Annotated in this window: 18 protein-coding genes; 3 read left to right on the forward strand and 15 right to left on the reverse strand. The window is 71.1% G+C overall.

All coding sequences use genetic code 11. The annotated features are described in order from the left end of the window. Window positions 1-271: 271 nt before the first annotated feature. From PZB75_RS08065 to rplU, 9 genes are all read right to left on the reverse strand, one after another. Entirely contained in the window at window positions 272-748 is a 477-nt protein-coding gene (locus tag PZB75_RS08065; RefSeq protein WP_275534610.1) for a hypothetical protein, read from the reverse strand. Between the two features lie 142 nt (window positions 749-890). Further along, entirely contained in the window at window positions 891-1,997 is a 1,107-nt protein-coding gene (proB, locus tag PZB75_RS08070; RefSeq protein WP_275538630.1) for a glutamate 5-kinase, read from the reverse strand. Between the two features lie 335 nt (window positions 1,998-2,332). Then, a complete protein-coding gene (locus PZB75_RS08075) occupies window positions 2,333-5,107 on the reverse strand; it encodes a CDP-glycerol glycerophosphotransferase family protein (protein WP_275538631.1) in 2,775 nt (924 codons plus the stop codon). Window positions 5,108-5,541: 434 nt separating this feature from the next. Beyond that, a complete protein-coding gene (locus PZB75_RS08080; protein ID WP_275538632.1) occupies window positions 5,542-6,768 on the reverse strand; it encodes a glycosyltransferase family 2 protein in 1,227 nt (408 codons plus the stop codon). Window positions 6,769-7,242: 474 nt separating this feature from the next. Further along, window positions 7,243-9,459, reverse strand: coding sequence for a hypothetical protein (locus PZB75_RS08085; protein WP_275534611.1), 2,217 nt, complete (start codon window positions 9,457-9,459; stop codon window positions 7,243-7,245). Window positions 9,460-9,597: 138 nt separating this feature from the next. Continuing rightward, a complete protein-coding gene (locus PZB75_RS08090) occupies window positions 9,598-11,097 on the reverse strand; it encodes a bifunctional cytidylyltransferase/SDR family oxidoreductase (RefSeq protein WP_275534612.1) in 1,500 nt (499 codons plus the stop codon). Window positions 11,098-11,656: 559 nt separating this feature from the next. After that, window positions 11,657-13,093: a GTPase ObgE gene (gene obgE, locus PZB75_RS08095; RefSeq protein ID WP_275534613.1), complete on the reverse strand. Its 1,437-nt coding sequence runs from the start codon at window positions 13,091-13,093 to the stop codon at window positions 11,657-11,659. 131 nt (window positions 13,094-13,224) lie between these two features. Continuing rightward, window positions 13,225-13,482, reverse strand: a complete 258-nt coding sequence (rpmA, locus tag PZB75_RS08100; RefSeq protein ID WP_275534614.1) for a 50S ribosomal protein L27 — start codon at window positions 13,480-13,482, stop codon at window positions 13,225-13,227. A 14-nt stretch (window positions 13,483-13,496) separates the two neighbouring features. Next, window positions 13,497-13,817, reverse strand: a complete 321-nt coding sequence (rplU, locus tag PZB75_RS08105) for a 50S ribosomal protein L21 (protein WP_018551604.1) — start codon at window positions 13,815-13,817, stop codon at window positions 13,497-13,499. Between the two features lie 381 nt (window positions 13,818-14,198). Here rplU and PZB75_RS08110 point away from each other — a divergent pair, with 381 nt between their 5' ends. Then, window positions 14,199-14,801 (forward strand): acyltransferase, encoded by a 603-nt coding sequence (locus tag PZB75_RS08110; protein WP_275534615.1) that lies wholly within the window; start codon window positions 14,199-14,201, stop codon window positions 14,799-14,801. A gap of 97 nt (window positions 14,802-14,898) precedes the next feature. Next, complete coding sequence (locus tag PZB75_RS08115; RefSeq protein ID WP_275534616.1) at window positions 14,899-16,029, forward strand: acyltransferase; 1,131 nt, start codon at window positions 14,899-14,901, stop codon at window positions 16,027-16,029. Between the two features lie 76 nt (window positions 16,030-16,105). On the opposite strand, the gene PZB75_RS08120 is transcribed toward PZB75_RS08115, so the two are convergent. Further along, on the reverse strand, window positions 16,106-17,713 hold the full coding sequence (locus PZB75_RS08120) for a glycosyltransferase family 4 protein (protein ID WP_275534617.1): 1,608 nt from the start codon (window positions 17,711-17,713) through the stop codon (window positions 16,106-16,108). A 173-nt stretch (window positions 17,714-17,886) separates the two neighbouring features. On the opposite strand from PZB75_RS08120, the gene wecB reads away from it, so the two are divergent. Further along, the gene (wecB, locus tag PZB75_RS08125; protein WP_275534618.1) at window positions 17,887-18,978 is read left to right on the forward strand and encodes a UDP-N-acetylglucosamine 2-epimerase (non-hydrolyzing); all 1,092 of its coding nucleotides are present in this window, start codon (window positions 17,887-17,889) and stop codon (window positions 18,976-18,978) included. A gap of 96 nt (window positions 18,979-19,074) precedes the next feature. Here wecB and PZB75_RS08130 read toward each other — a convergent pair whose 3' ends face one another. The 5 genes from PZB75_RS08130 to PZB75_RS08150 are packed head-to-tail and all read right to left on the reverse strand — an operon-like array spanning window position 19,075 to window position 26,775. After that, entirely contained in the window at window positions 19,075-21,678 is a 2,604-nt protein-coding gene (locus tag PZB75_RS08130) for a glycosyltransferase (protein WP_275534619.1), read from the reverse strand. 48 nt (window positions 21,679-21,726) lie between these two features. Then, window positions 21,727-23,010, reverse strand: coding sequence for a nucleotide sugar dehydrogenase (locus PZB75_RS08135; RefSeq protein WP_275534620.1), 1,284 nt, complete (start codon window positions 23,008-23,010; stop codon window positions 21,727-21,729). Continuing rightward, window positions 23,007-24,635 (reverse strand): glycosyltransferase family 2 protein, encoded by a 1,629-nt coding sequence (locus tag PZB75_RS08140; RefSeq protein WP_275534621.1) that lies wholly within the window; start codon window positions 24,633-24,635, stop codon window positions 23,007-23,009. The genes PZB75_RS08135 and PZB75_RS08140 overlap by 4 nt, the downstream gene beginning before the upstream one ends. After that, window positions 24,632-25,660, reverse strand: a complete 1,029-nt coding sequence (locus tag PZB75_RS08145; protein WP_275534622.1) for a Gfo/Idh/MocA family oxidoreductase — start codon at window positions 25,658-25,660, stop codon at window positions 24,632-24,634. The genes PZB75_RS08140 and PZB75_RS08145 overlap by 4 nt, the downstream gene beginning before the upstream one ends. Next, window positions 25,657-26,775: a DegT/DnrJ/EryC1/StrS family aminotransferase gene (locus PZB75_RS08150; RefSeq protein ID WP_275534623.1), complete on the reverse strand. Its 1,119-nt coding sequence runs from the start codon at window positions 26,773-26,775 to the stop codon at window positions 25,657-25,659. Before PZB75_RS08150 ends, PZB75_RS08145 begins: the two co-directional genes overlap by 4 nt. Window positions 26,776-26,918: the final 143 nt, after the last annotated feature.

Raw genomic sequence — 26,918 nt, forward strand, 5'->3', positions numbered from 1 at the left:
GGCATACGTCACGTATCCCGTGATGCGAGACGGCGTTCGGCCGACCGACACAGCCGGTTCACACGGCGCGCCCGGTACGGGTACGAATCAGCCTCATGGCCGGTACCGCCGGTCACCGGAAACCGGCGGACCGGCAGGCAGTCGGGCAGTCGGCCAGTCGGGCAGTCCATCCGCACACCGGCCCCGTGCGGGCCGGTCCGGTCGGTACGCCCGTGGTCCCGCGCTCCGAGCAACGCGGTCAGTACGCCGTCAGTAGACGGTCAGCACACGGTCAGTACGGGTGCACGCCCACCGGGGCGGCCGGGGGCGGCCCGTAGCCCTCGGCGATGCGCTGGTGGTACGTCTCCCGGTCGATGACCTCCAGGCCGACGATCTTCCAGGGTGGGAGCCTGGCACTGGAGCGGTGCTCGCCCCAAAGCCGCAGCGCCACGGCCGCCGCGTCGTGCAGGTCCCGCGCCTCTTCCCAGTAGCGGACCTCCGCGTGGTCGTTGGCGTAGCGGCTGGTCAGCAGGAAGGGGTGGTCGTGCGCGAGCTGTTCGAGGCCGCGTCTGATCTCCGTCAGCGGGGCCTCGGCGCCCGAGACGCTGAGGGTGACGTGCCACAGCTTCGACTGGGTGCGCTCCTCCTTCACCACTGCCCGCTCCTGCCCAGTGGTCCCGTTCTCGTCGAAGTCGGCTCCTGCTCCGACGCTGGTCAGGGCTCGGCCACCCGTTCCTCGGGGCGGTGCCCCCGGGCGCGCTCGTCTCACCGGCGGCCTCCTGTGAATGCGTTGCTGTGCTGTACCCCGTTGTGTCCCCGCTACAAAGTTGACCAGCCCGAGGCCGCGCATGGGGCGGTTTTGGTGAAGGTCCCTGTCTGTTGGCCGGACTTTCAGCCGTTTCAGGGGCCGGTCAGGGACCGAGGACCACCAGATCGTCCCTGTGTACGACCTCACGTTCGTAGGCGGGGCCGAGTTCGCGGGCCAGGTCGTGGGTGGAGCGGCCGAGCAGTTGCGGGATCTCCTTCGCGTCGAAGTTGACGAGTCCGCGGGCGACGGCCCGGCCCCGGAGGTCGCGCAGCTCGACCGGGTCGCCCGCGGTGAACTCGCCCTCGACCGCGGCGATCCCGGCGGGCAGCAGCGAGGTGCGGCGCTCGACGACGGCCTGTACCGCCCCGTCGTCGAGGGTCAGCGCACCCTGCGGGGTGGAGGCGTGGGCCAGCCAGAGGAGCCGGCCGGCGGACCGGCGTCCGGTGCGGTGGAAGTACGTACCGGTGTCGCGTCCGGCGAGGGCGTCGGCGGCCCGGCTCGCGGAGGTGAGGACGACCGGGACCCCGGCGGCGGCGGCGATGCGGGCGGCCTCGACCTTGGTGACCATGCCGCCGGTGCCGACCCCCGCCCTGCCCACGCTGCCGATGGTGACGCCGGCCAGGTCGGCGGGGCCCGTGACCTCCGCGATCCGGGTGGTGCCGGGGGTGCTGGGGTCGCCGTCGTAGAGCCCGTCCACGTCGGACAGCAGGACGAGCAGGTCGGCGCGGACGAGATGGGCGACGAGGGCGGCGAGCCGGTCGTTGTCGCCGAACCGGATCTCGTCGGTGGCCACGGTGTCGTTCTCGTTGACGACGGGAAGGGCGCCCATGTCGAGAAGCTGGTCGAGGGTGCGGTACGCGTTGCGGTAGTGGGCACGGCGGCTGGTGTCGTCGCTGGTGAGCAGCACCTGGCCGACGCGTACGCCGTAGCGCGCGAAGGAGGCGGTGTAGCGGGCGACGAGCAGCCCCTGCCCGACGCTGGCCGCGGCCTGCTGCCTTGCCAGGTCCTTGGGGCGGCGGGGCAGTCCGAGCGGGGCGAGTCCGGCCGCGATGGCGCCGCTGGAGACGAGGACGATCTCGCGTTCGCCGCCGCCTCTGACCTTGGCGAGCACATCGACGAGGGCGTCGACGCGGTCCGCGTCGAGTCCGCCGCTCGCGGTGGTGAGCGAGGACGAGCCCACCTTGACGACGATCCTGCGGGCGTCGGTCACGCCGGGCCTTGCAGCTGACACGTGCATCCTCACTCTGGCTCGCCCGGCGCTTGCCTGAGGACCCGTCGCGCGGGCCGGGGGCCCGGGGCATCCCCCCGGCACAGCACAGTACGCGAGCGCCCGCTCCCGGCGCCCGCCGTTTCGCACGATGGACAGCGGGACGGAACGGGACTGGACGGGACTGGACGGAAGTGGACGGGACCGACAGCTCGGGGCCGCGAGAGGACGTACGGCGGGCGCCGGGCCGCGGTGCTGAGGTACGTCCGGACCTCGGTACTGAGATACGTCCGGGCCGCAGTGCTGAGATACGTCCGGCCCCGGCACCGCCATCGGCGTCAGTCCAGGCCCTTGCCCAGGTCCAGCATCCGGTCGGCCACCCGGGCGGAGGCGAAGCCGTCGGAGGGCTCGCAGAAGTCCACCCTGAACTGCGCATAGTTCTCCCGGTGTTCCGCCGTCACGGCGTCGATGCCCCGGATCGCCCGGACGAGTTCCCCGGACGTCCTGAGCAGCGGACCCGGGGGGCGGGCGGTGAAGAAGTCGTAGGAGAAGCCGCCCAGACTGTCGCGGTGGTGCTCCAGGTCGTACGTCAGGAACAGCATCGGCCGCCCCGAGTGGGCGAAGTCGAACAGCGCGGAGGAGTAGTCCGTGACGAGCACGTCGGTGATCAGATAGAGGTCGGCGATGTCCGGGTAGTACGTGACGTCCCAGACGAATCCGTCCCCCGCTCCGGGGACGCCGCCCACCTCCTTGTGGTGTCTCCGGTGGAGCAGGACGTGGTCGTCACCGAGGGCCCCGCGGGCCGCCACCGCGTCGATCCGCTCGGCCGGGGCGGTGCGGTTCTCCGGGTCGGCGGACCCGCGTCCGGGGCGCCAGGTCGGCGCGTACAGCACGACCTTCCTGCCCTCCGGGATGCCGAGCCGTTCCCGTACCGCCGACGCGGTCCGCACCCGGTCGTGGGCGTGGAAGACGTCGTTACGCGGGTAGCCGGCCTCCAGGATCTCGCACTCCAGCCGCAGCGCGCGCTTCATGACCGGGGTGCTCAACGCGTTGGGCGTCACGAAGAAGCTGTACTGCCGCGAGCGCTCCTCCAGTGTGGCGATGTGGGCGAGGTCGGCCCGCTCGGTACCCAGCAGATCGGCGCCGACGCGTGTGAGCGGGGCGCCGTGCCAGGTCTGGACGACGATCTGGCCCTCCCTCCGGACGAACCACTCACCGAGGTCGTCATTGGTGACGATGTACCGGCTGCGCGCCAGGGCCTCGTACCACTCCTCGCTCGCCCACTCGACTCCGCGTACCCCGGGCGGCAGCTCCACCTGCTGGTCACGGACCACCACGAGGTGTTCGACATCGACGCGGCGGCGGGCCAGTTCCCGGTGGACGGCCCGGGGCGAGTCGGAGAACTGCCTGCCGCCGAAGCTGTCGTACAGCACCGTGTCGCGCAGCGGAAGCTTCCGCTGCGTCCGGGTGTGGGTCTCGCGCAGCCGTCGCTGCCGGTACCCGCCCCGGGCGTCCGCGCCGAGGACCGGGCCGGACTCGATGAAGATCCGGTCGTGGTCGGTCCGTTCCACCGTGTACGTCCGGCGGTCGCCCCGCCGGACCGCAGGGAGCGGTCCGGTCAGGTCGGGGCGGACGGTCATGGGGACATCGCGGGTGTGGTCCCAGGTGTCACGCGGGCGGAAGTACGGCAGCCAGCGCCCCTCGCGCAGGGGAAGCGTCCCGCCGTACCCGGGTACGGCGTCCGGCCTCAGCCGGGCGGTGAAGCGGCCGTCGACGCACTCGACCGGCACGGTCAGGTCCTCGCCGCGCCGTTCGTGACGGAGGATCAGTTTCATCGAGCCACCGCCGGGCGCGGGGTATGTGCCCGCCAGGAGCAGTTCACCGTCCTCGGCCCACTCGACCCGGTCAACGACGGGGCTCACCACCCGGACACGTGGGACGTAGGTGCGCTCGTCGTCGGCGGCCACGGCGAGTTCCTGACCGCCGGGCAGCGGGTGGACGAGGGGCCGCAGCCCCTCCACGGCGGTCGCGCGGCGCGTGGTGCCGTCGGCGAAGACGATGAACGCCCCCAACGTCCTCGCCCGGCCCGCGGCGACCCCGTCGACGGGCAGCCCCGCGAAGGGAAGACGCGCGGTGTAGCGCACCCAGCCGTCCCCGCCGACCCCGCGCTTCTCCAGCGGATGATCGGTCTCACGGCCGGTCGCCCCACGGCCGGCGGACTCGCGGCCGGCGGGCTCACGGCCGGTCGCCCCGTGGACGAGTCGCAGCGCCGTCGGGGTCCTCCCGTCGTCGGCGGTGCCCCGCGATCTGAGCGTCACGGTGAGGCCGTCGCCGTCCGCCTCCTGCGACTCGATCTCGGCCGGAACGACGTCCACCCTCAGCAGGAGCCGGCCGCGGTCGTGGCCCACGACCAGCCGGACGCCGTCCGCCAGTGTCCGTACCTGCCCGTGTCCCGCCGAACCGGCGTCGCCCTTCATCACCCCGCCGACCGACATCCCGCCCCGACGGGGGATGCCGATGCCCATCAGCCATTCGCCCGGCTGCCAGCGGCCCCGGCTGCGCAACCGGGCGGGGTCGACGGATATCTCGAAACCCGACCAGTCGTAGCGGTGTTCGTCCGCCTCGGCGGTCGCCCTGGGCTCCAGGACGGTACGCAGCCTCAGCGGGATGGTGCTCTTGGTGCCCCGGCGGCGGAGCGCGGCGATCCGCAGCGACCGTCTGCCCGTAGCGGACGGGACGTTGGGGATGTACGCGTATCCACGGGCGGTCAGGCGGCCGTTCTCCCAGGCCAGTTCGGTCAGTCTGCTGCGTACGGGGAGTTCGCCGCGGGTCAGGTGACGCACCGCCGGAGGCAGCGAGGAGCCGTCGACGCCGGGGAGTTGGGTGCGGGGCCGCCGCAGGCCCCGCACCGCGAAGACGCCCGGGTTGGCGCGCTCGTGGCGCAGCAGTTCGACGAGTTCGTCCCCGCGCCCGGTGGCCGCCAGGTGCCACTTGGCACGGGCCAGTGGCGAAAACCTCCGCACGAGCTTCGGATCGGCGCGCTCCAGGAAGTCCTTCGCCGCGGCGTGGAACGCGGGACGCTCCTCGGCCGGCGTCTCCGGGAAGAACCTCATGAGCCGGCTCAGCTCTTCGGGGATGCTTTCGAGGGGGCGGGACGCCACGGGGAAAGGGCCTTTCCGAGTAAACGCGGACGCACCCCGGGAGGTGGGGGTACGCGCAAGACGATCCACAACCTCTCATGGTTGCCCCGCGACACGCCATGACGACCGTGCCGGTGCCCGGCGGGGTCTGCGGGACGCGTCCGGGGCCCCGGACCCGCCCGCCCGAACGCGGTCCACGCCTGGTCCGCCCACACCCGGCCTACGCCCGGCTCAGAGCGGGATTCGGACCCGGTCCCCGCCCGGTCCGCCGTGATCCATGCCCGGTCCGCGCCCGGTCCGCCGTGGTCCATGCCCGGCGCGGACCCGGCCCGCGCCTGGTTCCGCCGTGCTGCGCGTCCGGCCCGAAGCCCGGCCTGAGCCCGGCTCTGAGCCGGCCCGCGCCGGGCTCAGGCCCGGTTCCGCCGTGGTGCGCGCAGCGCCGCCCGCACCGCCCTGCGGGCCTTGCCCACCAGGCGCCGCGCGGGCGAACCGGCGGGCTTCCGGGGTCGTGGGGGTGCGACGCGTTCGCCGCCGATCGTCTCGGTCACGGTCACCTCGTACGCCGCGTCGGGCAGCCCGGTGCCGTCGCCGAAGTGCGGATACGCGAGGTGGAGCCGGTCCGGGCGCTGCCGGGCGACGACCTCGGGGACCTTCTTCGCCGCCATGAACTCCAGGACGTCCAGCACCAGATCGAGCCGCCCCTCCGCCAGCGCGGCCAGCCGCAGCCGTTCGTGCACCTTGAAGCGGCGGGCGAGACCGGGCGTCCAGTACGCCGCCATCAGCGGCGCGGCCAGCTCCAGCTTCTGTTCCCGCACCTCCGGCGTCGCCCGCAGCAGCGCGGGCCCGAACTGCGGCAGCAGCGTGATCGCGAAGGGACGGACCATCAGCTGGTCCCGCTTGGCGCCCGGCGGCACGTACTCGGCGATCAGCCCCGTCAGCGCCCGCGCGGAGTCGAAGCGCAGGGTCCAACTGCCGCTCTTGGTCACGTGCTTGCCGTCGTCCCGGCCGACCAGGTAGTAGCAGGTGTAGTCGGCGACGACGGAGACGCCGTCGCCCCGCAGATACGCCTCCATGGTGAAGAGGGCGTCCTCGCCCGTCCTCAGCCCCTCGTCGAAGGACATCCCGAGGCGTACGAGCAGCTCGCGGCGGAAGAGCTTCTGGGCGCTCAGGGTGAACTTGATGTTGGAGGTGTAGAGGTCGGCGCGCTCGACGGTCTCCTTCCACATCGACTTGGCCGCGCCCCTGTTGACACCCTCGATCTTGCCGAGCACCACGTCCGTGCGGGCCCGGTCGCCCATCGCGACCATCCGCTCCAGGGCCTCGTCGCCGAAGTAGTCGTCGGCGTCGAGGAAGAAGACATAACGTCCGCGTGCGAGCCCGAGGCCGGTGTTGCGCGGGCCGCTGGGGCCGCCCGAGTTGGCCTGCCGGACGACGCGCGTGGGGATGCTCGTCCTGGCGGCGAACTCCTCCAGGTATTCCCCCGTGCCGTCCGTGGAGCCGTCGTCGACGGCGACGATCTCCATCCGTTCGGCACCGAGCGTCTGCGCTTCGACGGACTCCAGGCAGCGCACCAGATAGGGCATGGCGTTGTATGCCCCGATGATTACGCTCACGTCGGGTTCGGTGCTGTTCATCGGCCCTCCGGCCATGGTCTGCGAGATCTGGAACACGTGCTGGAAGTCCCGCCGCGCGACGCCGGGCACCGCCCGTCCCGTACCACCGGCGCACCGGACGGCCCATGACTCTCCCACGGGCGGGTCGTGGGCCGTTGCCGGGGCCGGTGGTACGGCGGTCGAGGCCGGTGTCACGGCGGCCGGGCGGGGTGCCGGAAGCGGTCCGGGCCGGAAGGACCGGCCTTCTCGATCAACAGACCCTTTCGGCCGGCAGGCCCTCGCGATCAACGGGGCCCTTTCGACCGACAGACCCTCGCGATCAACGGGCTTTCTCGGACCGGCCCTCAGGAAGGGTCCGGACGCCGGCGGTCCGGACGCCGGCGGTCCGGGCTCCGACGGGCCGGGCTCCGACGGTCCGGGCTCCGACGGGCCGAACTCCGGCGGCCCGGGCGGTCCCGGCGGCCCCGGCGGCCCGGGCGGTCCCGGCGGCCCGCGTCAGCGGACCACCGGGGGCTCCGCCGCGATGTCCGCGTCGAGCCCCGCGGTCTCCTCCGCGAGTCCCGTCGTGGGGTCGGCGGTGGCGTCCGGGGACGCGGTCGCCGTGGCGGCCACGTCCGCCTCGGCCGCGCCCGTACCGACGCCGCTGGTCCTCGCCTCACGGTCGAGGACGGCGGACGTCTGCTCGCCGAGCCGCTGTTCGACCCTGGCGTTACGGGCCTCCGCCTTGGCGCTCAGTGTGCGTACGGCGGTGTTGAACCGCTCCAGGGAGTTCGGCTCGTCCGGACCGAGCAGATAGCCCTTCAGCTCCCGGCGGGCCGCCGCCAGCGGGTCGGTGCCCCCGGCGGTGACGGCGTCCAGCAACTGCCCGATCTCCTCGGCGTCGTTGGAGAGGATCACCGCGGCCCGTACGGCGGTGTTCTGCCGCTTGAACTCGTCGGCGCCCAGTTCGGCCGAGTCGGTGACGGCGTACGGCTTGCCGCTCGCGATGAAGTCGGAGACCACGCTGGAGATGTCCGAGACCATCGCGTCGGACTCGTTGAAGCAGTCGTACAGCTTCGGCTGCGCCTCCGTCACGGTCCGGTGCTCCCACCAGCCGAAGGAGCGCCAGTACGCGGCGTTCCACTCGGCCCGCAGGGAGGCGATCTCGGCCTGGCGTGCCGGGTCGGCGAGCGAGACGCGCGACTCCTCCGCGTCGTCTCCGCCCGCCCTGCCGGGCTGGGCCAGCGCGTCGAGCCTGGCGCCGATCCGGACCAGATCGGCGCGCGCCGCACGCTGTCCGGCCTCGGCCGCGGCGGCCTCCTTCGCCCAGCGGGGGTCGCCCGCGCGCTCGGCGGCGGCCTTGTTCACCAGGGCCGTGATCCGGTCGTGGACGGCCTTGGCCTTCTTGTTCCGGATACCGGTGAAGGGGTGCGGCTTGTAGACGACCCGGACCGGCGGCTCGGCCGCCAGCAGCCGTCGCACGATGTTCTCGCCCGCGAGCAGCAGGGAGGTGTTGCCCGGGCTGTCGTCCCAGCCCTCCCAGGTGGGGGCGTACAGCACGGTCGGGATCGGGTTCTTCGTGGTGCCCGTCCAGGACTCGATCGGGGCCAGCTGGGGGCGGCCGACCTCGACGATGTCGTCGTCGCGGACGCCGACGTCGGCCAGCGCGTAGCGGTCGCGGCCCGCGCGGCCCGCCGTCCACACCTCGTCGTACACCTTGGAGAACGGGTTGACGCTGGCCAGTTTGTCGCTGTCCCCGTGGCCGATGAAGACGTGCTTCATCGTCGGGACGCGCAGCATGTGGATGTTCTTGCCGACGTTGGCCGCGTAGAGGCAGACCCGTACCGACGAGAGGTCCATGTTCATCAGATGGGTGCCGCCGGCCACGCAGACGACCGGTACCGCGGTCTCGCCGAGCTGGGTGATCAGAGCGCCTTCGCGCATGATGATCAGCGGGCGGCCCTCGATGTGCGCCATCGTGTCGAGCCACATGTTGACCTGGTAGGCCGACTCGTTGGACCCGGAGAAGTAGAGGACCACCGTCGGCTGGTACTCGCGCAGCCAGGTGCCCAGGGCCTTGAGCACGGCGGGCGCCGCGGGGGCCCGGCGGCTGCGGCGGAGGTACGGGGCGAGCACGACGGTGTAGAGGAGCCCCAGGCCCAGGGTGATCCCGGCGCCGACGAAGCCGACGACGTCGTCACCGGTCCCGGCGCCGATCAGCACGCCCACCATCGCGGGGATGTCCAGGTGCAGCATCTTCTCGCCGGAGCGGTGCAGCAGCCAGTTCGGCGGAGCGTCGGGAATGCGGACGGCGTTCAGGTCGACGTTGCGGGTGACGACCGGCATGGTGCGGCGCAGCCGGATGAGGGTGGCGAGGGCGCCCTGCGGTGCCTGGAGGCCGTAGAAGACGAGGAAGCAGCCGACCGCCACGTAGAAGAGCGGTTCCTCCGCGAGGTCCAGCCGGGCCAGCAGCAGGATCAGCATCAGCTGGCGAAGCAGGAACCGTATGGGCAGACCGGCGCGCACCTTGTTCAGCCGGTCGACCAGATAGCTGCCACGCTGATGGAGGTACCAGTCGGCGGCGTACGTGACGGCCGCTGCCGCCGCGAACAGCCAGAGGTGGGGAAGGAGCGCTGCCAGCATCACGCACGGATAGCCCAGCACCATCAGTGCTACGGCTGCCAGCTCTGACCGGCTGCCCACACGGGCCAGGCGAATGGCGGTGGAAATCACGAAGAACCTGCTCCAGAGAGGGTGCCGGTTGATTCACGTTCTAAAGGAAATGTGAAGAGATGCTTCACGCAGACGGGCCCCCGCGCTCGCTCAAGAGCGATCACAGAGGCCCGAATAAAGTACATTTATCAAGAATTATTACACATCTTCCTGGCGGTCCAGCACCGAGGCCAGGGCCTGTTCGAAGCCGGATGCCTCGGACGCCTCCCGCATCGGGTCCTGCTGGCGTACGTCGATGACGTGGCCGGTGAGTTCGGAGAGCAGGACGTCGAGCGAGGTACGCGCCACCGCCTCGGAGGAGAGCAGTGAACCCTCCGGTTCCTGTCCGAACGCCTTGGTGCGCATCGGGGTCGCCGTGCGCTCAGGGTTCACGCAGTTGACCCGGATGCCCTCGCCCGCCCACTCGTCGGCCAGCGCCTGGGTGAGGTTCACCATGGCGGCCTTGGTGGAGGAGTAGAGACTGTACTCGGCACGGCCCCGGGTGTAGCTGCTGGAGGTGTAGAGCAGCAACTGCCCGCGTGTCTCCGCGAGATACTTGTACGAGGCCCGGGCGATCTGGACGGGCGCCAGGTAGTTGACGTTCAGCGCTTCCTGGATCGTCGTGTTGTCGGTCTCGGCCAGCTTGCCGATGCGCAGCACGCCCGCGGTGTTGATCACGTAGTCGATGCGCCCCGTCTCGGCGTACGCCTTGGACAGCGCGTCGTCGATGTGTTCCGGGTTCTCGACGTGCGTACCGGTGGTGGAGCGGCCCAGCGCGTGGACGCGGGCGCCGTACTGTTCGGCGATGGACGCTATGTCGGCGCCGATGCCGTACGAACCGCCGAACACCACCAGGGTCTTGCCGGTCAGCAGCTCGCGGTAGGCGGCCTCGTCGGCCTGGCGCGGGGCGGCGCTGGAGGCCAGCTGGAACAGCTTGTCGGTGATGAAGACGTCGACCGGCTGCGTCACCTTCATGTTGTACTCGTCGCCCGCGACCACGAAGATCGGCACGTCGGGGAGATATCGCAGGACCACCGAACAGTCGTCGGTGGCCTGGAAGTTGGGGTCGCCCGCCGCGATCTCGTACGCCTTGCGGATCGTGGAGAGCTTGAACGCCTGGGGGGTCTGGCCGCGGCGCAGCCGGGAGCGGTCCGGGACCTCCGTGATGAACTCGCCGTCCTCGCCGTGCGTGCGGGTCACGATGATCGTGTCCGCCGACGGGATGGCGACGTCGACGGCCTGGTAGCGGCCGAGAGCGTCCACGCAGTCGTTGATGACGCGCTGTGACAGCAGCGGACGGACCGCGTCATGGAAGAGGACGTTGTGGTCCTCCCCCTCCGCGAGCCCCTCACCGAGGGCCGCGATGGCGCGCTCGGTGGTCTCGTTCCGGGTGGTGCCGCCCTCGATGACCCGGCTGACCTTCGTCAGACCGGCCTTGGCGATGATCCTCTCGACGTCGGGCACGAAACCGGGTGCCATCAGCACGATCACGTCGTCGATGGATTCCGCGTGCTCGAAGGCCGTCAGCGTGTGTTCGATGACTGCCTTGCCTGCGATCTTCAGCAGCTGCTTGGGGATCGACAGTCCCACGCGCTGGCCGGTGCCACCGGCGAGCACGACCGCTGTGGTCCGGAGCTTGGCATCATGCGGCACAGACACAGAAGACGACCTACCTTGCGAGGACGGGGGGACAGTGTGATGGTCGCACTCTGCGTGACCGTCTCGCAAGGCGAGACGGTGGCCTGCCGTACCCCTCCGAGACGCCCTGGGTTCACCGTTCCGCCAGGTGAATCGGGTGGGTTACGGCCGGAACATCGGGTGACCGGCACCACAGAGCTGCACATGATTCGCACACCCGCGCCATCTCCTGCCCTGGTGACCGGGGGTGGCCGGGGCGCGTGGACGCCACGGTACGCCGGTCCTCCGCCGGCCCGGCATCCGGGGTCGGAGGGCCTGCTCCGCGGCGCTCGCGCCCCGTGGGCGGCGTGAACAAATAACGAGATTCTCACCCCGGCCGGGCGAACGGCCCACGGCCCCGCCGGGGCGGGGCCGTGGGTCACGGGAGGCCGAGGTCACAGGAAGCGGGGCCGTGGTCACGTACCGGAGGGGGCGTGTGCGGACCGGCCGCGCGGGGCTAGGTGGGCAGCTTCCGCACCACACCCATGTCTCCCGCCCGCGCCCGCGCCCGAAAGACATCACCCACGTGCACCCCGCCCGGTCAGAACGGGTCGAACTCGTCGTACTCGCGCTGCGGGTCGTCGCGCTCGCTCTCCCGCTCCCGGCGGCGCTGCGCGGCGGGCCGCGGCGTTTCCAGCCGGTGGTCCTCGCCACGACGGCCCAGCATCTCGGCGCCGGCCATCACGGTCGGCTCCCAGTCGAAGACGACCGCGTTCTCCTCGGGGCCGATGGCCACGCCGTCACCCTCGCGGGCGCCCGCCTTCATCAGGGCCTCCTCGACCCCGAGCCGGTTGAGCCGGTCGGCGAGGTAGCCGACGGCCTCGTCGTTGTTGAAGTCGGTCTGCCGCACCCAGCGTTCGGGCTTCTCGCCGCGCACGCGGTAGAGGCCGTCGTCCTCGCGCGTCACCTTGAAGCCCGCGTCGTTGACGGCCTTCGGACGGATGACGATCCGGGTCGCCTCCTCCTGCGGCTTCGCGGCCCGCGCCTCGGCGATGATCCCGCCGAGGGCGTACGAGAGCTCGTTCAGCCCCTTGTGGGCGATGGCCGACACCTCGAACACGCGGTAGCCGCGGTCCTCCAGCTCGGGCCGGATCATGTCGGCGAGGTCCTGGCCGTCCGGGATGTCGATCTTGTTGAGGACGACGACGCGCGGCCGGTCGTCGAGGCCGCCGTACTGCTTCAGCTCCTCCTCGATCGTGTCGAGGTCGGAGACCGGGTCCCGGTCCGACTCCAGGGTCGCGGTGTCCAGTACGTGCACGAGCACCGAGCAGCGCTCGACGTGCCGCAGGAACTCCAGACCGAGGCCCCGGCCCTGGCTGGCGCCCGGGATCAGCCCGGGGACGTCCGCGATGGTGTAGACGGTCGAGCCGGCGGTGACGACGCCCAGGTTCGGGACGAGCGTGGTGAACGGGTAGTCCGCGATCTTCGGCTTGGCGGCGGAGAGCACCGAGATCAGCGAGGACTTCCCCGCGCTCGGGTAGCCGACCAGGGCCACATCGGCGACGGTCTTGAGCTCCAGGACGATGTCCCGGGACTCCCCCGGCTCGCCGAGCAGCGCGAACCCGGGGGCCTTGCGGCGGGCCGAGGCGAGCGCGGCGTTGCCGAGACCGCCCCGGCCGCCCTGGCCCGCGACGAAGGTGGTGCCCTCGCCGACCAGGTCGGCGAGCACATTGCCGCGGGTGTCGAGGACGACGGTGCCGTCCGGCACCGGCAGGACCAGGTCCTGACCGTCCTTGCCCGAGCGGTTGTCCCCCGCGCCGGGCTGGCCGTTGGTGGCCTTCCGGTGCGGGCTGTGGTGGTAGTCGAGCAGCGTGGTCACGGACTGCTGGACGACGAGGATCACATCGCCGCCGCGTCCGCCGTTGCCCCCGTCGGGGCCCCCCAGCGGCTTGAACTTCTCACGGTGGACGGAGGCGCAGCCGTGGCCTCCGTTACCCGCGGCGGCATGCAGCTCGACGCGGTCCACGAAGGTGGTCATGGTTGGTGCCTCCAGGTAAAAACGGGGTTGTCTCTGTGGTAACACGCCGAGGGCGGACCCGCTTCCCCGTTCGCCGGGAAAGCTGAGATCCGCCCTCGGAAGGTGCTGTGTCGTTCTGCGAGCGCCGGAAGTCAGACGGCGATCGGAACGATGTTCACGACCTTGCGGCCGCGGTGCGTGCCGAACTCCACCGCACCGGCGGTCAGCGCGAACAGCGTGTCGTCGCCGCCACGGCCGACGCCCGTGCCCGGGTGGAAGTGGGTGCCGCGCTGGCGGACCAGGATCTCACCGGCGTTGACGGCCTGGCCGCCGAAGCGCTTGACGCCGAGCCGCTGAGCGTTGGAATCGCGCCCGTTCCGAGTGGACGATGCGCCCTTCTTGTGTGCCATGTCTCCTCAGTCCCTTACTTCGCAGCCGCGGGGATACCGGTGACCTTGATCGCCGTGTACTGCTGGCGGTGACCCTGGCGACGGCGGTAGCCGGTCTTGTTCTTGTAGCGAAGGATGTCGATCTTCGCGCCCTTGTGGTGGTCCACGATCTCGGCCTGGACCTTGATGCCGTCCAGGACCCACGGGTCGCTGGTCACGGCGTCGCCGTCGACAACGAGCAGGGTCGAGAGCTCGACCGTGTCGCCAACCTTGGCAGTGGGAATCTTGTCAACCTCAACGATGTCGCCGACAGCAACCTTGTGCTGGCGACCACCGCTGCGCACGATGGCGTACACGCGGGTCTCTCTCTCGCTCGGAACGGAACCCCTGAAGCCAGCCACTCGCACGGGCCGGGGCCCGTGACGATCCGGAAGGACGAGCGGCCTCTCCCGACGGACGGACGGTCGGAACGGAAGAGAACGGACGCGATGCGCCGCTCCGGTCCGGACCACCGGGAATCCGTCAGGAGGGATGTGCTCAGGGGTAGGCGCGCATGGAAACACGCCGAGGGACAAGGCTACGGGGCGGCAGGTGAGGGGTCAAACCGGGTCGCCTCCCCGACCGGACGCGGCCGAGCCGCCCCGGCGGGCCGGGACCGTGCCGCGTCCGGCCCTCCCCGGGCGGTTTCGTATGCTCCCCCGGAGAACCGGACAACCGGCCACGCGAGAGGCAGCAGAGTGAACTACAGGGTCCAGCCCACCGCCCAGGTCGACGAGAGCGCCGAGATCGGCGACGGCAGCAGCGTCTGGGAGCTCGCGCAGATCCGCGAGGGCGCACGGCTCGGGACGGGCTGCGTGATCGGCCGCGGCGCGTACGTCGGCACCGGTGTGCGGATCGGCGACAACGTCAAGCTGCAGAACTACGCCCTCGTGTACGAGCCCGCCGAACTCGGCGACGGTGTGTTCGTCGGCCCCGCGGTGGTCCTCACCAACGACCACAACCCCCGCTCGGTCGACCCCCAGGGCAAGCAGAAGCGCGGCGGCGACTGGGAGGCGGTCGGGGTGAAGGTCGCCGAGGGCGCCTCCCTCGGCGCGCGCTGCGTCTGTGTGGCGCCGGTACGGATCGGGCGCTGGGCCATGGTCGCGGCGGGCGCCGTGGTCACCAAGGACGTACCGGACTTCGCGCTGGTCGTCGGCGTGCCGGCCCGGCAGATCGGCTGGGTGGGCCACAGCGGTGTCCGGCTGGTCCAGCGGGACGGCGAGCCCGGCGTGTGGGAGTGCCCGCAATCCGGCGCGGTGTACGAGGAGAAGGACGGGGCACTCGGTGAGCGGGCCGCCTGACAGCGCTCCGATCCGGCCACGAGGTCGAGGACCGGTCCGGCGTACGTCAGGATGTGCGGGTACTTCCCTCCCCCACCGCTCTCCGAAGTGACGTGTGATGCCACAAAGCGATGTTCAGGCTCCCGAAGACAAGCCGGCGGAGGCCCTTGCCCGGACGGCTCCACCGGGAGGCACTGAGCGGACCGGCCGGGCTCCCGTACGGCTCTACGCGCTGGACGGGCTGCGGGTCCTGGCCGCACTCGCCGTGCTGGCCTTCCACTTCACCGGGATCGACAAGGCGACCGGCGTCAACTGGGGCGAGAATCCACGGGAGTTGTTCCCGTGGCTCTTTCCCTTCACGCAGTACGGCTCCTACGGCGTCCAGCTCTTCTTCATCATCAGCGGCTTCGTGATCTGTCTGTCCGCGTGGGGGCGCACCCCCGGGCAGTTCGTCAGGGCCCGCTTCATGCGGCTCTTCCCGGCCTACTGGTTCTCCGTGGTCCTCGCCGTCCTGGTCTACCGGCTGCTCCCCGACGGCGTCCGGGACGCCCCCAGCTTCAGCGTCGCCCTGACGAACCTCACGATGTTCCAGGTGCCGCTCAAGGCACCGAACGTGGTGGGCGCCTACTGGACGCTCTGGCTGGAACTCTGCTTCTACCTGGTCTTCCTCGTCGTCCTGATGAAGGAGATCAGCTTCCAGCGGGTGTACGTCTTCTGCTGGTCCTGGCTGATCCTGTCCGCGCTGGCCCAGCAGGACACCGGCCTGCCGTTGCTGGGCACCATCGCTCCGGCGCTGAACACCGCCCTGTTCGTGGCCGGGATCGCGATGTACCTGATGTACCGCTTCGGACCGGACCTCAAGCTGTGGCTGCTGCTGGGCGCCAGCTGGCTGGTCATGCAGAGCGATCTGGTGGAGCACGGCGACCGGCTGCGGGACGAGGAGGGCTTCCACCGCAGCCCGTACATCGCCCTGGCCCTGGTCACGGTCTTCTATCTGCTGGTGCTCGCCGTCGCGCTGCACAAGCTCGACCGGGTCCGCTGGCGCGTGCTGTCGAGCGCGGGCGCACTGGTCTACCCGCTGTATCTGGTCCACGAGGAGCTGGGCTGGGCCCTGATCCGAGAACTGTACGGTCCGCTGGGCCCGTGGCCCACGCTGGCGGTCACCGTGGCCGTGCTCGTCCTCCTCTCCTGGCTGGTGCACCGCTTCGTCGAGCGGCCGTCGGTCCGCTGGCTGCGCACCAAGCTGTAGGCGCGCCCCACCGCAGAGCGAGGCCCCGTACCGGAACGTGTCCGGTACGGGGCCTCGTTCCTCCGCCGTCGGCCGCTCAGGCGCGCTGGGCGGCCTGCGGCTCGGAAGCGGCGGCGGGCAGCCGCGGCCGGTCCGGCAGGAGCCGGCTGTAGATGCCGTCCAGGACCTCGGCCTGGGCCTCCCAGGTCCACTTCTCCAGCAGACCCGGCTTGTCGTACGCGGCCCGGTAGCGCTCCGGGTCCGCCAGCACGGCCCGTACCGCCCTGACGTAGTCCTCGGTGTCCTGGGCGCGGAAGACCTCGCCCTGGCCGGTCGAACGGACCATTTCCGCCATCGTGCGGATGTCACTGACCACCTGGGGCAGCCTGGCCTGCGAGTACTCGAAGAACTTGTTGCTCAGTGCCAGCTCGTGGTTGGCCAGGTGGTGCAGCGGGCTGACGGCGGCGTCCGCGGGGGCCACGAACTCGGCCACCTGCCAGTGCGGTACGAACGGCAGGAAGTGCACCCGGTCGCCGACCCCCAGCTCGTCGACGAGCTTCTGGATCGTGGCGGTCGCCGCGTACGGCTTGCCGGGCGGAACGGAGACCATGGCGACGTGGACGTCCGGCATCAGGGCCAGGCCCTCGACGATCGTCTCCACACCGCGCACCGGGTTGATGCCGCCGACATAGGCGAGCAGCGGGGTGTCGGGGCCGACACCGCACAGGGCGCGCAGATCCGGTACGGGTCCGACGCCCGCCACCTCGTCGGGGTCCGGGGAGAGCACCGGGGCGTTCAGCACCACCGTGGGCAGCTCGGTCAGCCCGTGGCCGTCCTTCAGCAGCTCGGCCAGCGACGGGGAGACCGTGATCACCGCGTCGGCGAAGACCGCGTGCTCCTTCTCCCACGCGACGTGGGCGGGCAGCCAGCGGGCGTGCCTCGGGGGCAGTCCGGGGACGTACTCGTGGGCGTCCCAGACGAGCTTCACGGGGCGGCCCGCCGCGCGGGCGCGGACGGCGGCGCGGGCGCCCACGCCCAGCATCTTGAAGTCGTGCGCGTGGATGAGGTCGGGCTTCAGGTCGTCGATGTGCTTGGCGAACGCCAGCTCGAAGTCCCACAGATTGGGCATCAGGCGGCGCCAGGAGCGCTCTCCCATGAACGTCTGCCACATCGCGGTGGTCGCGCGGTCCAGCGGGGCGTCCATCATGGACCGCCGCTTGTGCAGGAGGCGCGTCTCGCGGGCGCGCAGCCTGACCCAGGTGCTGAAGACCTTCGCGCTGAGCCGGGGCACCAGGAGCCGGCCCTTGGAGCCGCCGGCGCTGCGTCCGGGGTATCCGGCCTTCGCCGCCTTCGCCGCCGCCTGCCGGAAGCTCAGGTCCGAGCGCCACGCCTTGGCCGTCTGCACCCGGTAGCGCGCCACCTGGGGCGACCGGTAGGCCAGCGGGCGGCGCGGGAACGGGCGGCGCAGCTCGTGTCTGCGGGGGTTCAGCGGGCCCGGCTTGGGGACCAGCCGGACCTCGGCGGCGCCCAGCTTCCAGGAGTGCGGCTCGCGGTCGGGCGAGACCCCGAAGAGCACGACGTCCCAGCCGGCGTCCGCCGCGGACCTGGCCGCCTTCTGCACCCGGGAGTCCCCTCTGACCCCGTTGTCGACGAGCATGACGACCCGTCCCCGGGATTCCTGCCGCGTGGTGCTGTCCGGCTCCATGTACGCGCCTTTCCTGATCGCCGCCGTCCCGGCCTTCTTCCTGCCGCGGACTTACCGCAGCCAGCGAGCATACCGGCCGTGCGGGACCCTGCGGTGCCCGTCCCCCACGGGGCTCCACGTACCATCGGGGACGGCCCGTTACGGGTCCGACAGCCCTCAAGGAGAAGAGCAACGTGAAGGTCCTCAGCGTCGTCGGGGCACGGCCCCAGCTCGTGAAGCTCGCGCCCATCGCCGCGGCCTTCGCGGGCACGCCCCACCAGCATGTCATCGTGCACACCGGCCAGCACTACGACGCCGACCTCTCCGACGTCTTCTTCGACGGGCTCGGCATCCCGGCCCCCGACGTGCACCTCGGTGTCGGTTCGGGCAGCCACGGCGTGCAGACCGGCGCGGTCCTCGCCGCCATGGACCGGGTGCTGGAGACCGAGCGGCCCGACTGGGTGCTGGTCTACGGGGACACCAACTCGACGGTCGCGGGCGCGCTGTCCGCCGTGAAGATGCACCTGCCCGTGGCCCACCTGGAGGCGGGACTGCGGTCCTTCAACCGGCGGATGCCCGAGGAGCACAACCGGGTCCTCACCGACCACTGCGCCGATCTGCTGCTCGCCCCCACCGAGGAGGCCATGCGCCACCTCGCCGCCGAGGGGCTGGCCGAGCGCTCCCGGCTGGCCGGTGACGTGATGGTCGACATCTGCCTGCGCATCCGGGACGCGGTCGCCGCCGGGCAGCACCCCGCGCCCGCGCTGCCCGAGGGCATCGACCCGGCCGCCCCCTTCCTGCTGGCCACCCTGCACCGGCCCGACAACACCGACGACCCGAAGCGGCTGTCCGCGATCCTGGCGTCGCTCGCCGCGCTGCCGGTCCCGGTGGCGCTGCTCGCCCACCCGCGACTGGTCGCCCGCGCCGAGGAGCACGGCATCAAGCTGGCGCAAGGCTCCCTGCACGTCGGCCGGCCGCTGCCGTACGCCGGTCTGATCGGCGCGGTCATGGCGTCGTCCGGGGTGGTCACCGACTCGGGCGGGCTCCAGAAGGAAACCTTCCTGCTGGGCCGGGCGTGCACCACGATCCGCCCGGAGACCGAGTGGGTGGAGACCCTGGAGGGCGGCTGGAACGTCCTCGTACCGGACCCGCAGGACATGTCGGCGGCCGAGTGGGCCGCGGTGGCGTCCCGGCCCGCCCCGGACGCGCCCCGCGGCACCCCGTACGGCGAGGGCACCGCGGCCGTCCGGGTCGTCGAGCTGCTGGAGGAGGCGCTGCGCGGCTGACCCCGCGCCGCCGGTACGCGAAGAGGCTCCCCCGCCGGGCGGGGGAGCCTCTTCGCACGTCCGGTCCGGTGCGTCCCGGCTACGGCGTGCCGCGTGCTACGGCGTGAGGAAGGAGTCCAGGGCGGCGGCGGTGGCCCGTCCGTCGTGGTACTCCCGCGCGAACGCGGCGGACTCGGCGCCGAGCCGCCTGGTGCCCTCGCGGTCCGCGACCAGCGCCTCGATGACCGAACCCAGCGTCTCCGGCGTGGCGTTGACGATCGGCGGGGTCACCCCACTGGCCTCGATGGGCTCCTTGTCGAGGTACGCCACGACGGGCTTGCCCGCCGCCATCCCCTCACAGGCGAAGGTCCCGTACGTACCGATGGCGAACTGGTCGATGATGATGTCGGCCTCCATCACCATCTCCCGCACCTTGGTCCAGGAGACCTGTTCGGCCAGCTGGAACTCGATCAGGCCCCGCTCGTGCAGCTCTTCGAGGACGGGCAGAATCCGGTCCGTCCCCTTGGTCCACCGCGCCGACGGGGCGTGCAGGACCACCGGCCGCTCGCGCTCCATGACCGGCCGGTCGCAGGTCCAGGCGTCCACGTCGACGACCAGCGGTGTCCAGATGGCCATCGGCAGGTCGACGAGCAGGTCGGGAGTGGTGACGAAGACGGGCAGCCCGCTCTCCTCGGCGATGCGCCGGTTGCGGTCCGCGATGACCGTCAGCTTCTCCTCGTACCCCTCCGGGGCGTCCAGGAAGAGGGAGTACGGGTTGCGCTTCTTGTGCAGCGCCGGACTGCGGACCTCGCTGCCGTGGGCGAGCAGCGCGACCTTCAGCCCGCCGTTGAGCAGCGCGGGCAGATCACCCTCGATGCTGTCGCCGTTCAGCCCGCCGAAGACGGGGCGGAACGCGTCGGCGATGAGGTGCGTGTAGCGCGGCACGATCCGCTGCACCTGTTCGAGCTGCACGTCGAGGTTCTTGAGGGCCCTGCCCTCCACGTAGACGTCGGCCGGGTAGTCGTGCGTCCGCGCGGTGCGGTGCTTGACCACCTCCGCGGACACGTCGGCCCGCTCCCGGGTGATCGCCTGCGCGAAGGCGGCGAGCTGCCCCGCGTAGTTGGCCGGCCCCAGTCCCAGCTTGATCGGCGTGTTGCCGAGAGGGGTCCAGCCCCGCTCCAGCTCCACGACCGGTTCCTCCTCCTCAGCGGTGACCACCCGCTCCACCGCGCCCCAGGAGAAGTCGGACCGAGGGGTCGGCGGGGTCACTCCGGAGATCTTGGTGTAGAGCTCCATCAACCCCTCGCACTGGTGCTCCCAGGAGAGCTCCGTGAGGATCGGCTCGGTGATGTGTGCCTTCATCTCGGCGAGTTTGTCGATGCCCCGCGTGACGGCCTCGGAGAACGAGTCCGCGTCGCCCGAGACGAAGACCTCGCCGACGCCGTGCTCCCGCACGAACGCGCTGAGCGTCTTCACGTCACTGGCGATGATCGGCAGTCCCGCGTGCAGATACTCCGCAGTCTTGGTCGGCAGCGACAGTTCGTAGTTGATCGTCCGCTGGGAGCAGATCAGACCGAGGTCGGCGGTCGAGAGGTAGTCGGCCACCTCGTGCTGCGCGACATAGGGCACGACGTGGATGCGGTCGCGTACCCCGGTCTCCTCGGCCAGCTCCAGCAGCCGCAGCAGCTCCGGGCTGCGCTTGCCCGCGACGATCGCCAGGTGGTAGTCGGGGAGCTGGGCCAGCCCCTCGACGGCCGTGCCGAGCCCGCGCTCGGAGGAGATCCAGCCGGAGTAGACGAGCAGGGGTACGTCATCGCCCAGCCCGCACGCGGCGCGCACCGATACCCGGCCCCCGGCCGTACCGATCGTCTCGCGGATCGGGGTGTTACGGACCACGAGAGGCGTCTTGGCCAGGCCGTAGTCCTTCCGGATCACCTCGGCGATCTCCGGGGAGACCGTCACCACGGCGTCGGCCCGGTGGATGAACTCCTTCTCCACGCCGGGGAAGGCGGTGGTCATCAGCGGATTGGGCCATTCGACGCCGGCCACGTATTCGTGCGCGTCGTACAGCCAGGCGCACTTGCGGCCGCGGGCTCGCAGCCGGGCGGCTGCCATGGCCCCCAGGTTGATCGCGGTGATGTCGTTGGCGTGGATGACGTCGGGCGCGAACTTCTCGATGACCGGTCCGAAGGCCAGGTCGAGGTCGAGCAGTCCTGGCCAGTCCTTGCGCCAGTCGCCGGTGGGCTGCTGCTCGGGCTTGCGCCGCTCCTCCCAGCGGTAGGCCTTGACCCTGAGCTTGTGGACGCCGCGACGGGCGCGCACCCACGCCTTGAGGCTGGCCGCGGCCGGGGCGGCGACGCCGGACGAGCCCCACCAGCCGATCTTGGCGGTCTGCTCACGCACCCAGGTGCCGTGCGCGGCCCGCACCTGGTGCAGGGTGCCGCGGTCCTTGATACCGAACTGGGTCAGCCGGGCACGGGGCCCACCGCGACGGGCCTGGGCCGCCACGCGCCGCTTCATGTGCGGGACGACCGGAACGCGTACGACCTTCACCGGGCCGAACCAGGAGTGCTCCTGACGCTTGGTGACGCTCTGGCCGATGAGCATGACGTCCCATCCGGCGCGCGCCGCCGCCAGGGCCGTCTTCTGCACCCGGGAGTCCCCGGTGATGCCGTTGGCGACGATGACCGCGAGTTTGGGCCGGGCAACGGACGTTGTCATAGCTGAATCCTTATAAAAACGAACTGGGTGGTACCGAGCATCTTCGGATCAGCCACCGATGACAACGCGGCGGACGCCCACCCAGTTGGCCGGGTCCGTGGTGCGTCGGCCGTCGACCAGGACCCGGACGTCCGGCAGGTCGGTGGCGGCGAGCTCGCGGTACTCGGCGTGGTCGGCCTGAAGGATGGCGGCGGTGACGGCCTGGTCGACGTGCGGGACGAGACCGTGCGCGGTCAGCTCCTCGGCCGTGTACATCGGGTCGGACACGAACGGCACCGCGCCGCGCGCCTTGAGCGCCTCGACCACTCCGAAGACGCCGGAGAACGCGGTCTCCTTGACGCCGCCGCGGTAGGCGGCGCCCAGCACCAGCACACCGACCCCGTCGAGGTCGCCGTAGGCGGCGGCCAGCAGGTCGACGGCGTACGCGGGCATCGCGGCGTTGGCCTCACGGGCCGAGCGCACGACGGTCGCCTCCGGGTCGTTCCAGAGGTACATCCGCGGGTAGATCGGGATGCAGTGCCCGCCGACGGCGATGCCGGGCTGGTGGATGTGGCTGTACGGCTGGCTGTTGCAGGCCTCGATGACCTTCTTGACGTCGATGTCGTTCTGGTCGGCGAACCGGGCGAACTGGTTGGCCAGGCCGATGTTGACGTCGCGGTAGGTGGTCTCGGCGAGCTTGGCGAGCTCGGACGCCTCGGCGGTGCCGAGGTCCCAGACGCCGTTCGGCCGGGGCAGGTCGTCACGGGCGTCGAAGTCGAGCACCGCCTCGTAGAACTCGACACCGCGACGCGTCGACGCCTCGTCGATGCCACCGACGAGCTTGGGGTAGCGGCGCAGGTCGGCGAAGACCCGGCCGGTGAGCACCCGCTCCGGGGAGAAGACCAGGTGGAAGTCCTCGCCCGGGGTGAGCCCCGAACCCTCGGCGAGCATCGGCGCCCAGCGGGTACGGGTGGTACCGACGGGCAGCGTGGTCTCGTAACTGACGAGGGTGCCCGGCTTCAGACCGGCGGCGATCGCCTTGGTGGCGGAGTCCATCCAGCCGAAGTCGGGAGTGCCGTCGGCGTCCACGAACAGCGGTACGACGACCACGACGGCGTCGGACGCGGCGACGGCGGCGGTGGTGTCCGTCGTCGCGGAGAGCAGACCCGCGCCGACGGTCTCCTTCAGCTTGACGTCCAGGTCGTGCTCGCCGGGGAAGGGCTCGGTGGCCGCGTTGACCAGGTCGACGACCTTGGCGTTGACGTCCGCGCCGATGACGCGGTGGCCCTTCGCGGCGAACTGCACGGCGAGCGGGAGGCCGATCTTGCCGAGTGCGACTACACAGATATTCATCGGGTCACTTTCTTCGTCAACCGGGACAGCAGATGGCGCAGCCGGGAGCCCGTACGGCGTTCGGAGGCCCAGAGGGGCCCCGTGACGACGACCATCCGGCCCTTCGGATTCGCGTGTGCCGCGACGCGGTAGGGGATCACGGCTCCCCAGCGGCGTGCCAGCGGCAGCGGCAGCCCGCCGGTCCTGACGGCGATCTCGTACGTCGAGCCCGCCAGGTCGACGTAGACCCGTACGGCGCATCTGGCCTTGACGGGCTGGACCGGGATGCGGGCGCGCACCAGGGTCCGCGTACCGTCCTGGACGGTCTCTCTGGTGAACTCACCCACGACGGGGGGGCGTTCGGTTCCCACGGGCAGCCTGCGGCCGCCCGTCTTCTCCGCGCCCTTGGGCATCGCCTTCGGGGCCAGGCCGATCACGGCCGACGCCGTGTCCCCGGTGATCCCGATCCGGACCGCCAGGGCGAGCGACAGGTCGTGCCCCTGCTGCACCCACTCGGCGGACTCCAGCTCGGCGTGTTTCGCGAGCCGCCCGGGGACCGCTTCGCCGATGACCTCGAAGTAGCGGTCGGGCAGGCCGATGGCGCTGTCCCGGAAGCCGGGGTAGGGCGCGAAGGCGCGGTCGCCCTCCAGGAGGAAGGGCGGTGCGCCGTGCTCGGCCTCCTCCGTGATGGCACGGCAGAGTTCGTCGACGGCGCCGCACCGGGCGAGGCCGAACCGTACCCGGCGGGTCACGGCGGTCGCGTCCCGCAGGCCGTCCGTGAAGTACTCGTCCATCAGCGCCGCTATGCCCGCGCAGACCTCGCGCCGGACCGCCGGGTCGAGAGCGGGGAAATCGTCCAGGAGAAGCTTCGAGAGCTCCCAGTCGAAGTGCCGTTTGAAGACGGCGTCGCGCTTCGGCCCGGCCTCGATCAGCTCGGCCGCGTGCCGCATGATCTCCGCGGTGCACCGCAGCCGCGCCAGGTGGTCCGCGCGGTAGGTGATGTTGCTCGCGTCGCCGCGCTTGACCGCGTAGTAGTACGTGTAGTCGGCGAGCACCGAGATCTTCCGGGCCCGGACGCACGCCTCGATGGTGAACGGCTGGTCGCTGCCGACCGGCAGGTGCTCGGGGAAGCGCAGCCCGTACTTCTCCACCAGCTCACGACGGAAGAGCTTGGTGTTTGCCAGCGTGAACGGCAGCGCCGAGTCGTACAGGCTGATGTCCGGGTCGTTCTTCTTGTACAGCGCCTGGTGGACGTAGCGGCCGTTGGTGCCGACCATCTTGCCGACGACCACGTCGGACTGGTGCTCGTCCGCGCAGGCGACCATCCGCTCCAGCGCTTCCTCGCCGAGGTAGTCGTCGGAGCCGATGAAGTACACGTATCGACCGGTGGCCTCCTCCAGGGCACGGTTGCTCGGCGCGGCGGGGCCACCGGAGTTCGCCTGGTGGATCACCTTGACCGTGCCGGGGTAGCGGGCCGCGAAGCGGTCCAGTTCCTGACCGCTGTCATCGGTGGATCCGTCGTCCACGGCAACGATTTCGAGCCGGTCGAGACCGATGCTCTGCCCCACGAGCGAGTTCAGGCACTCGGTGAGATAGGGCATGGTGTTGTACACGGCTACGACAACGGTGACAGCGGGTTCAGTCAACTTGCCACACCCTCTGGCGATGTCTCTCTGTCGTCCAGGAACACCGCGCGGCCGGTCGAGGCGGACTCCAGCACGGCCGCGGCGACCTCGACCGTGCGCAGCCCCTGGCGCAGGGTGCAGATGTCGTCCGTCTTGCCGAGCACGGCGTCACGGAACAGCTCGTGCTCGACGAGCAGCGGCTCGCGCTTCGGGATCGCGTAGCGGATCATGTCGCCCTCGGAGACACCGCGGAAGGCGCGCAGCGCCTCCCACTCGGTGGTGACCGCGGCGTTCGAGTGGAACGTCAGGTCGGCGGTGAGGGTGTCCGCGACGAAGCAGCCGCGCTCGCCGGTGACGGAGGTGAACCGCTCCTTGAGCGGGCTCAGCCAGTTCACCAGGTGGTTGACCATGGTGCCGCCGGTGAGCTGTCCGACCGCGGAGACCATGTCCTCGTGCGGGCGGCCGGACTTGGACACCGTGCGGGCGGCGATCGACGTGTACGCCTCGCCGGTGACCCAGCCGGTCAGGTCGATGTCGTGGGTGGCGAGGTCCTTGACCACGCCGACGTCGGCGATCCGGTGCGGGAACGGTCCCTGGCGGCGCGTCACCACCTGGTACACGTCGCCGAGTTCGCCGGCCTCCAGTCGGGCGCGCAGCGAGCGCAGCGCCGGGTTGCAGCGCTCGATGTGGCCGACCCCGGCCACCAGGCCGCGCGACTCGAACGCCTCGACGAGACGGCGGGCGCCCTCGACGGTGTCCGCGAGCGGCTTCTCGACGAGAGCGCAGATCCCGGCGTCGGCCAGCTTGAGGCCGACTTCCTCGTGCAGCGCGGTCGGGCAGGCCACGACGGCGTAGTCGACGCCCAGCCCGATGAGCTCCTCGACGGTCGACAGCACGGGGGCGCCCTGCGCCCAGCCGTTCTTGTCCCCCATCGGGTCGACGACGCCGACGAGGGTGACGTTGTCGAGACCGGCGAGGACGCGGGCGTGGTGGCGCCCCATCGAGCCGAGGCCGACGAGTCCGGCACGCAGTCCGGTGGCGGTCACAGGTTCTCTCCCAGCGCGTTCACGGCGTTCGCGATGCGTTCCAGGTCACCCTCGCCGAGCGACGGGTGGACGGGCAGCGACACGACCTCGGCGGCGGCCCGCTCGGTCTCCGGCAGGTCCCAGGTGCGGCCGGCCTTCTGGTCCGGCTCCCAGTAGGGCTTCAGCCGGTGGATCGGCGTCGGGTAGTACACGGCGTTGCCGATGCCCGCCTCGGTGAGCTTGGCCATCGCGGCCTCGCGGTCACCGCGCACCCGGATCGTGTACTGGTGGTAGATGTGGTGCGCGCCCTCGGCGACCGGCGGCGTGATGACGTTCGGCGCGGTGATGTGCGCGTCGAGGTAGGCGGCGTTGGCGCGGCGCTGCTCGGTCCAGCCGCCGACCTTGGCCAGCTGTACGCGGCCGACGGCGGCGGACACGTCCGTCATGCGCATGTTGGCGCCGACGATCTCGTTGGCGTACCGCTGCTCCATGCCCTGGTTGCGCAGCAGCCGCAGGGTGCGGGCCAGCTCGGCGTCGGCGGTGGAGACCATGCCGCCTTCGAGGGAGTGCATGTTCTTGGTCGGGTAGAAGCTGAAGGTGCCACCCGCGCCGAAGGCGCCGACCGGGGTGCCGTTCAGCGCCGCCGCGTGCGCCTGGCAGGCGTCCTCGACGACGGCGAGCTTGTGCTTCTCGGCGATGGGCATGAGCTTGTCCATCGCGGCGGGGTGGCCGTAGAGGTGCACCGGCATGATCGCGACGGTACGCGGTGTGATCGCGGCCTCGACGGCTGCCGGGTCGAGGCCGAAGCTGCCGGGCTCGATGTCGGCGAAGACGGCGTCGGCGCCGACCAGACGCACCGCGTTCGCCGAGGCGGCGAACGAGAACGACGGGACGATGACCTCGTCGCCGGGGCCGATGCCCAGGGCGAGCAGCAGCAGGTGGAGCGCGGATGTGCCCGAGTTCACCGCGACACAGTGCCGGCCGTCGACCAGCTCCGAGAAGCCCTCCTCGAAGGCCGCCACCTCCGGGCCCTGTACGACGCGACCGCTGCGCATCACTCGTACGACGGCCTCGATCTCTTCTTCACCGATGACCGGGCGGGCAGCAGGAATCGGCTGCTCGTTGATGCTCGTCATGGACGTCCTCCTTGAACACCGCAAGAGCTCTTTACAGGCAGAGATCAGGGATGCGGGACGTCTTACGAGGCCGCGCGTACCCCTCCGGCGCAATGCCGACGCCCTACCGAGGATTCTGGGGCCGGTCTGGTCCCGAACCGGGC

Source organism: Streptomyces sp. AM 4-1-1 (assembly GCF_029167625.1).
GTDB lineage: Bacteria > Actinomycetota > Actinomycetes > Streptomycetales > Streptomycetaceae > Streptomyces.

What these genes read in the sequence shown, in the direction of transcription:
- PZB75_RS08115 (WP_275534616.1), top strand. Translation starts at nt 14,899, where the DNA reads ATGCCACAAAGCGATGTTCAGGCTCCCGAAGACAAGCCGGCGGAGGCC.
- PZB75_RS08120 (WP_275534617.1), bottom strand. Translation starts at nt 17,713, where the DNA reads ATGGAGCCGGACAGCACCACGCGGCAGGAATCCCGGGGACGGGTCGTC.
- PZB75_RS08080 (WP_275538632.1), bottom strand. Translation starts at nt 6,768, where the DNA reads ATGAACAGCACCGAACCCGACGTGAGCGTAATCATCGGGGCATACAAC.
- PZB75_RS08130 (WP_275534619.1), bottom strand. Translation starts at nt 21,678, where the DNA reads ATGACAACGTCCGTTGCCCGGCCCAAACTCGCGGTCATCGTCGCCAAC.
- obgE (WP_275534613.1), bottom strand. Translation starts at nt 13,093, where the DNA reads ATGACCACCTTCGTGGACCGCGTCGAGCTGCATGCCGCCGCGGGTAAC.
- PZB75_RS08135 (WP_275534620.1), bottom strand. Translation starts at nt 23,010, where the DNA reads ATGAATATCTGTGTAGTCGCACTCGGCAAGATCGGCCTCCCGCTCGCC.
- PZB75_RS08150 (WP_275534623.1), bottom strand. Translation starts at nt 26,775, where the DNA reads ATGACGAGCATCAACGAGCAGCCGATTCCTGCTGCCCGCCCGGTCATC.
- rpmA (WP_275534614.1), bottom strand. Translation starts at nt 13,482, where the DNA reads ATGGCACACAAGAAGGGCGCATCGTCCACTCGGAACGGGCGCGATTCC.
- PZB75_RS08075 (WP_275538631.1), bottom strand. Translation starts at nt 5,107, where the DNA reads ATGAGGTTCTTCCCGGAGACGCCGGCCGAGGAGCGTCCCGCGTTCCAC.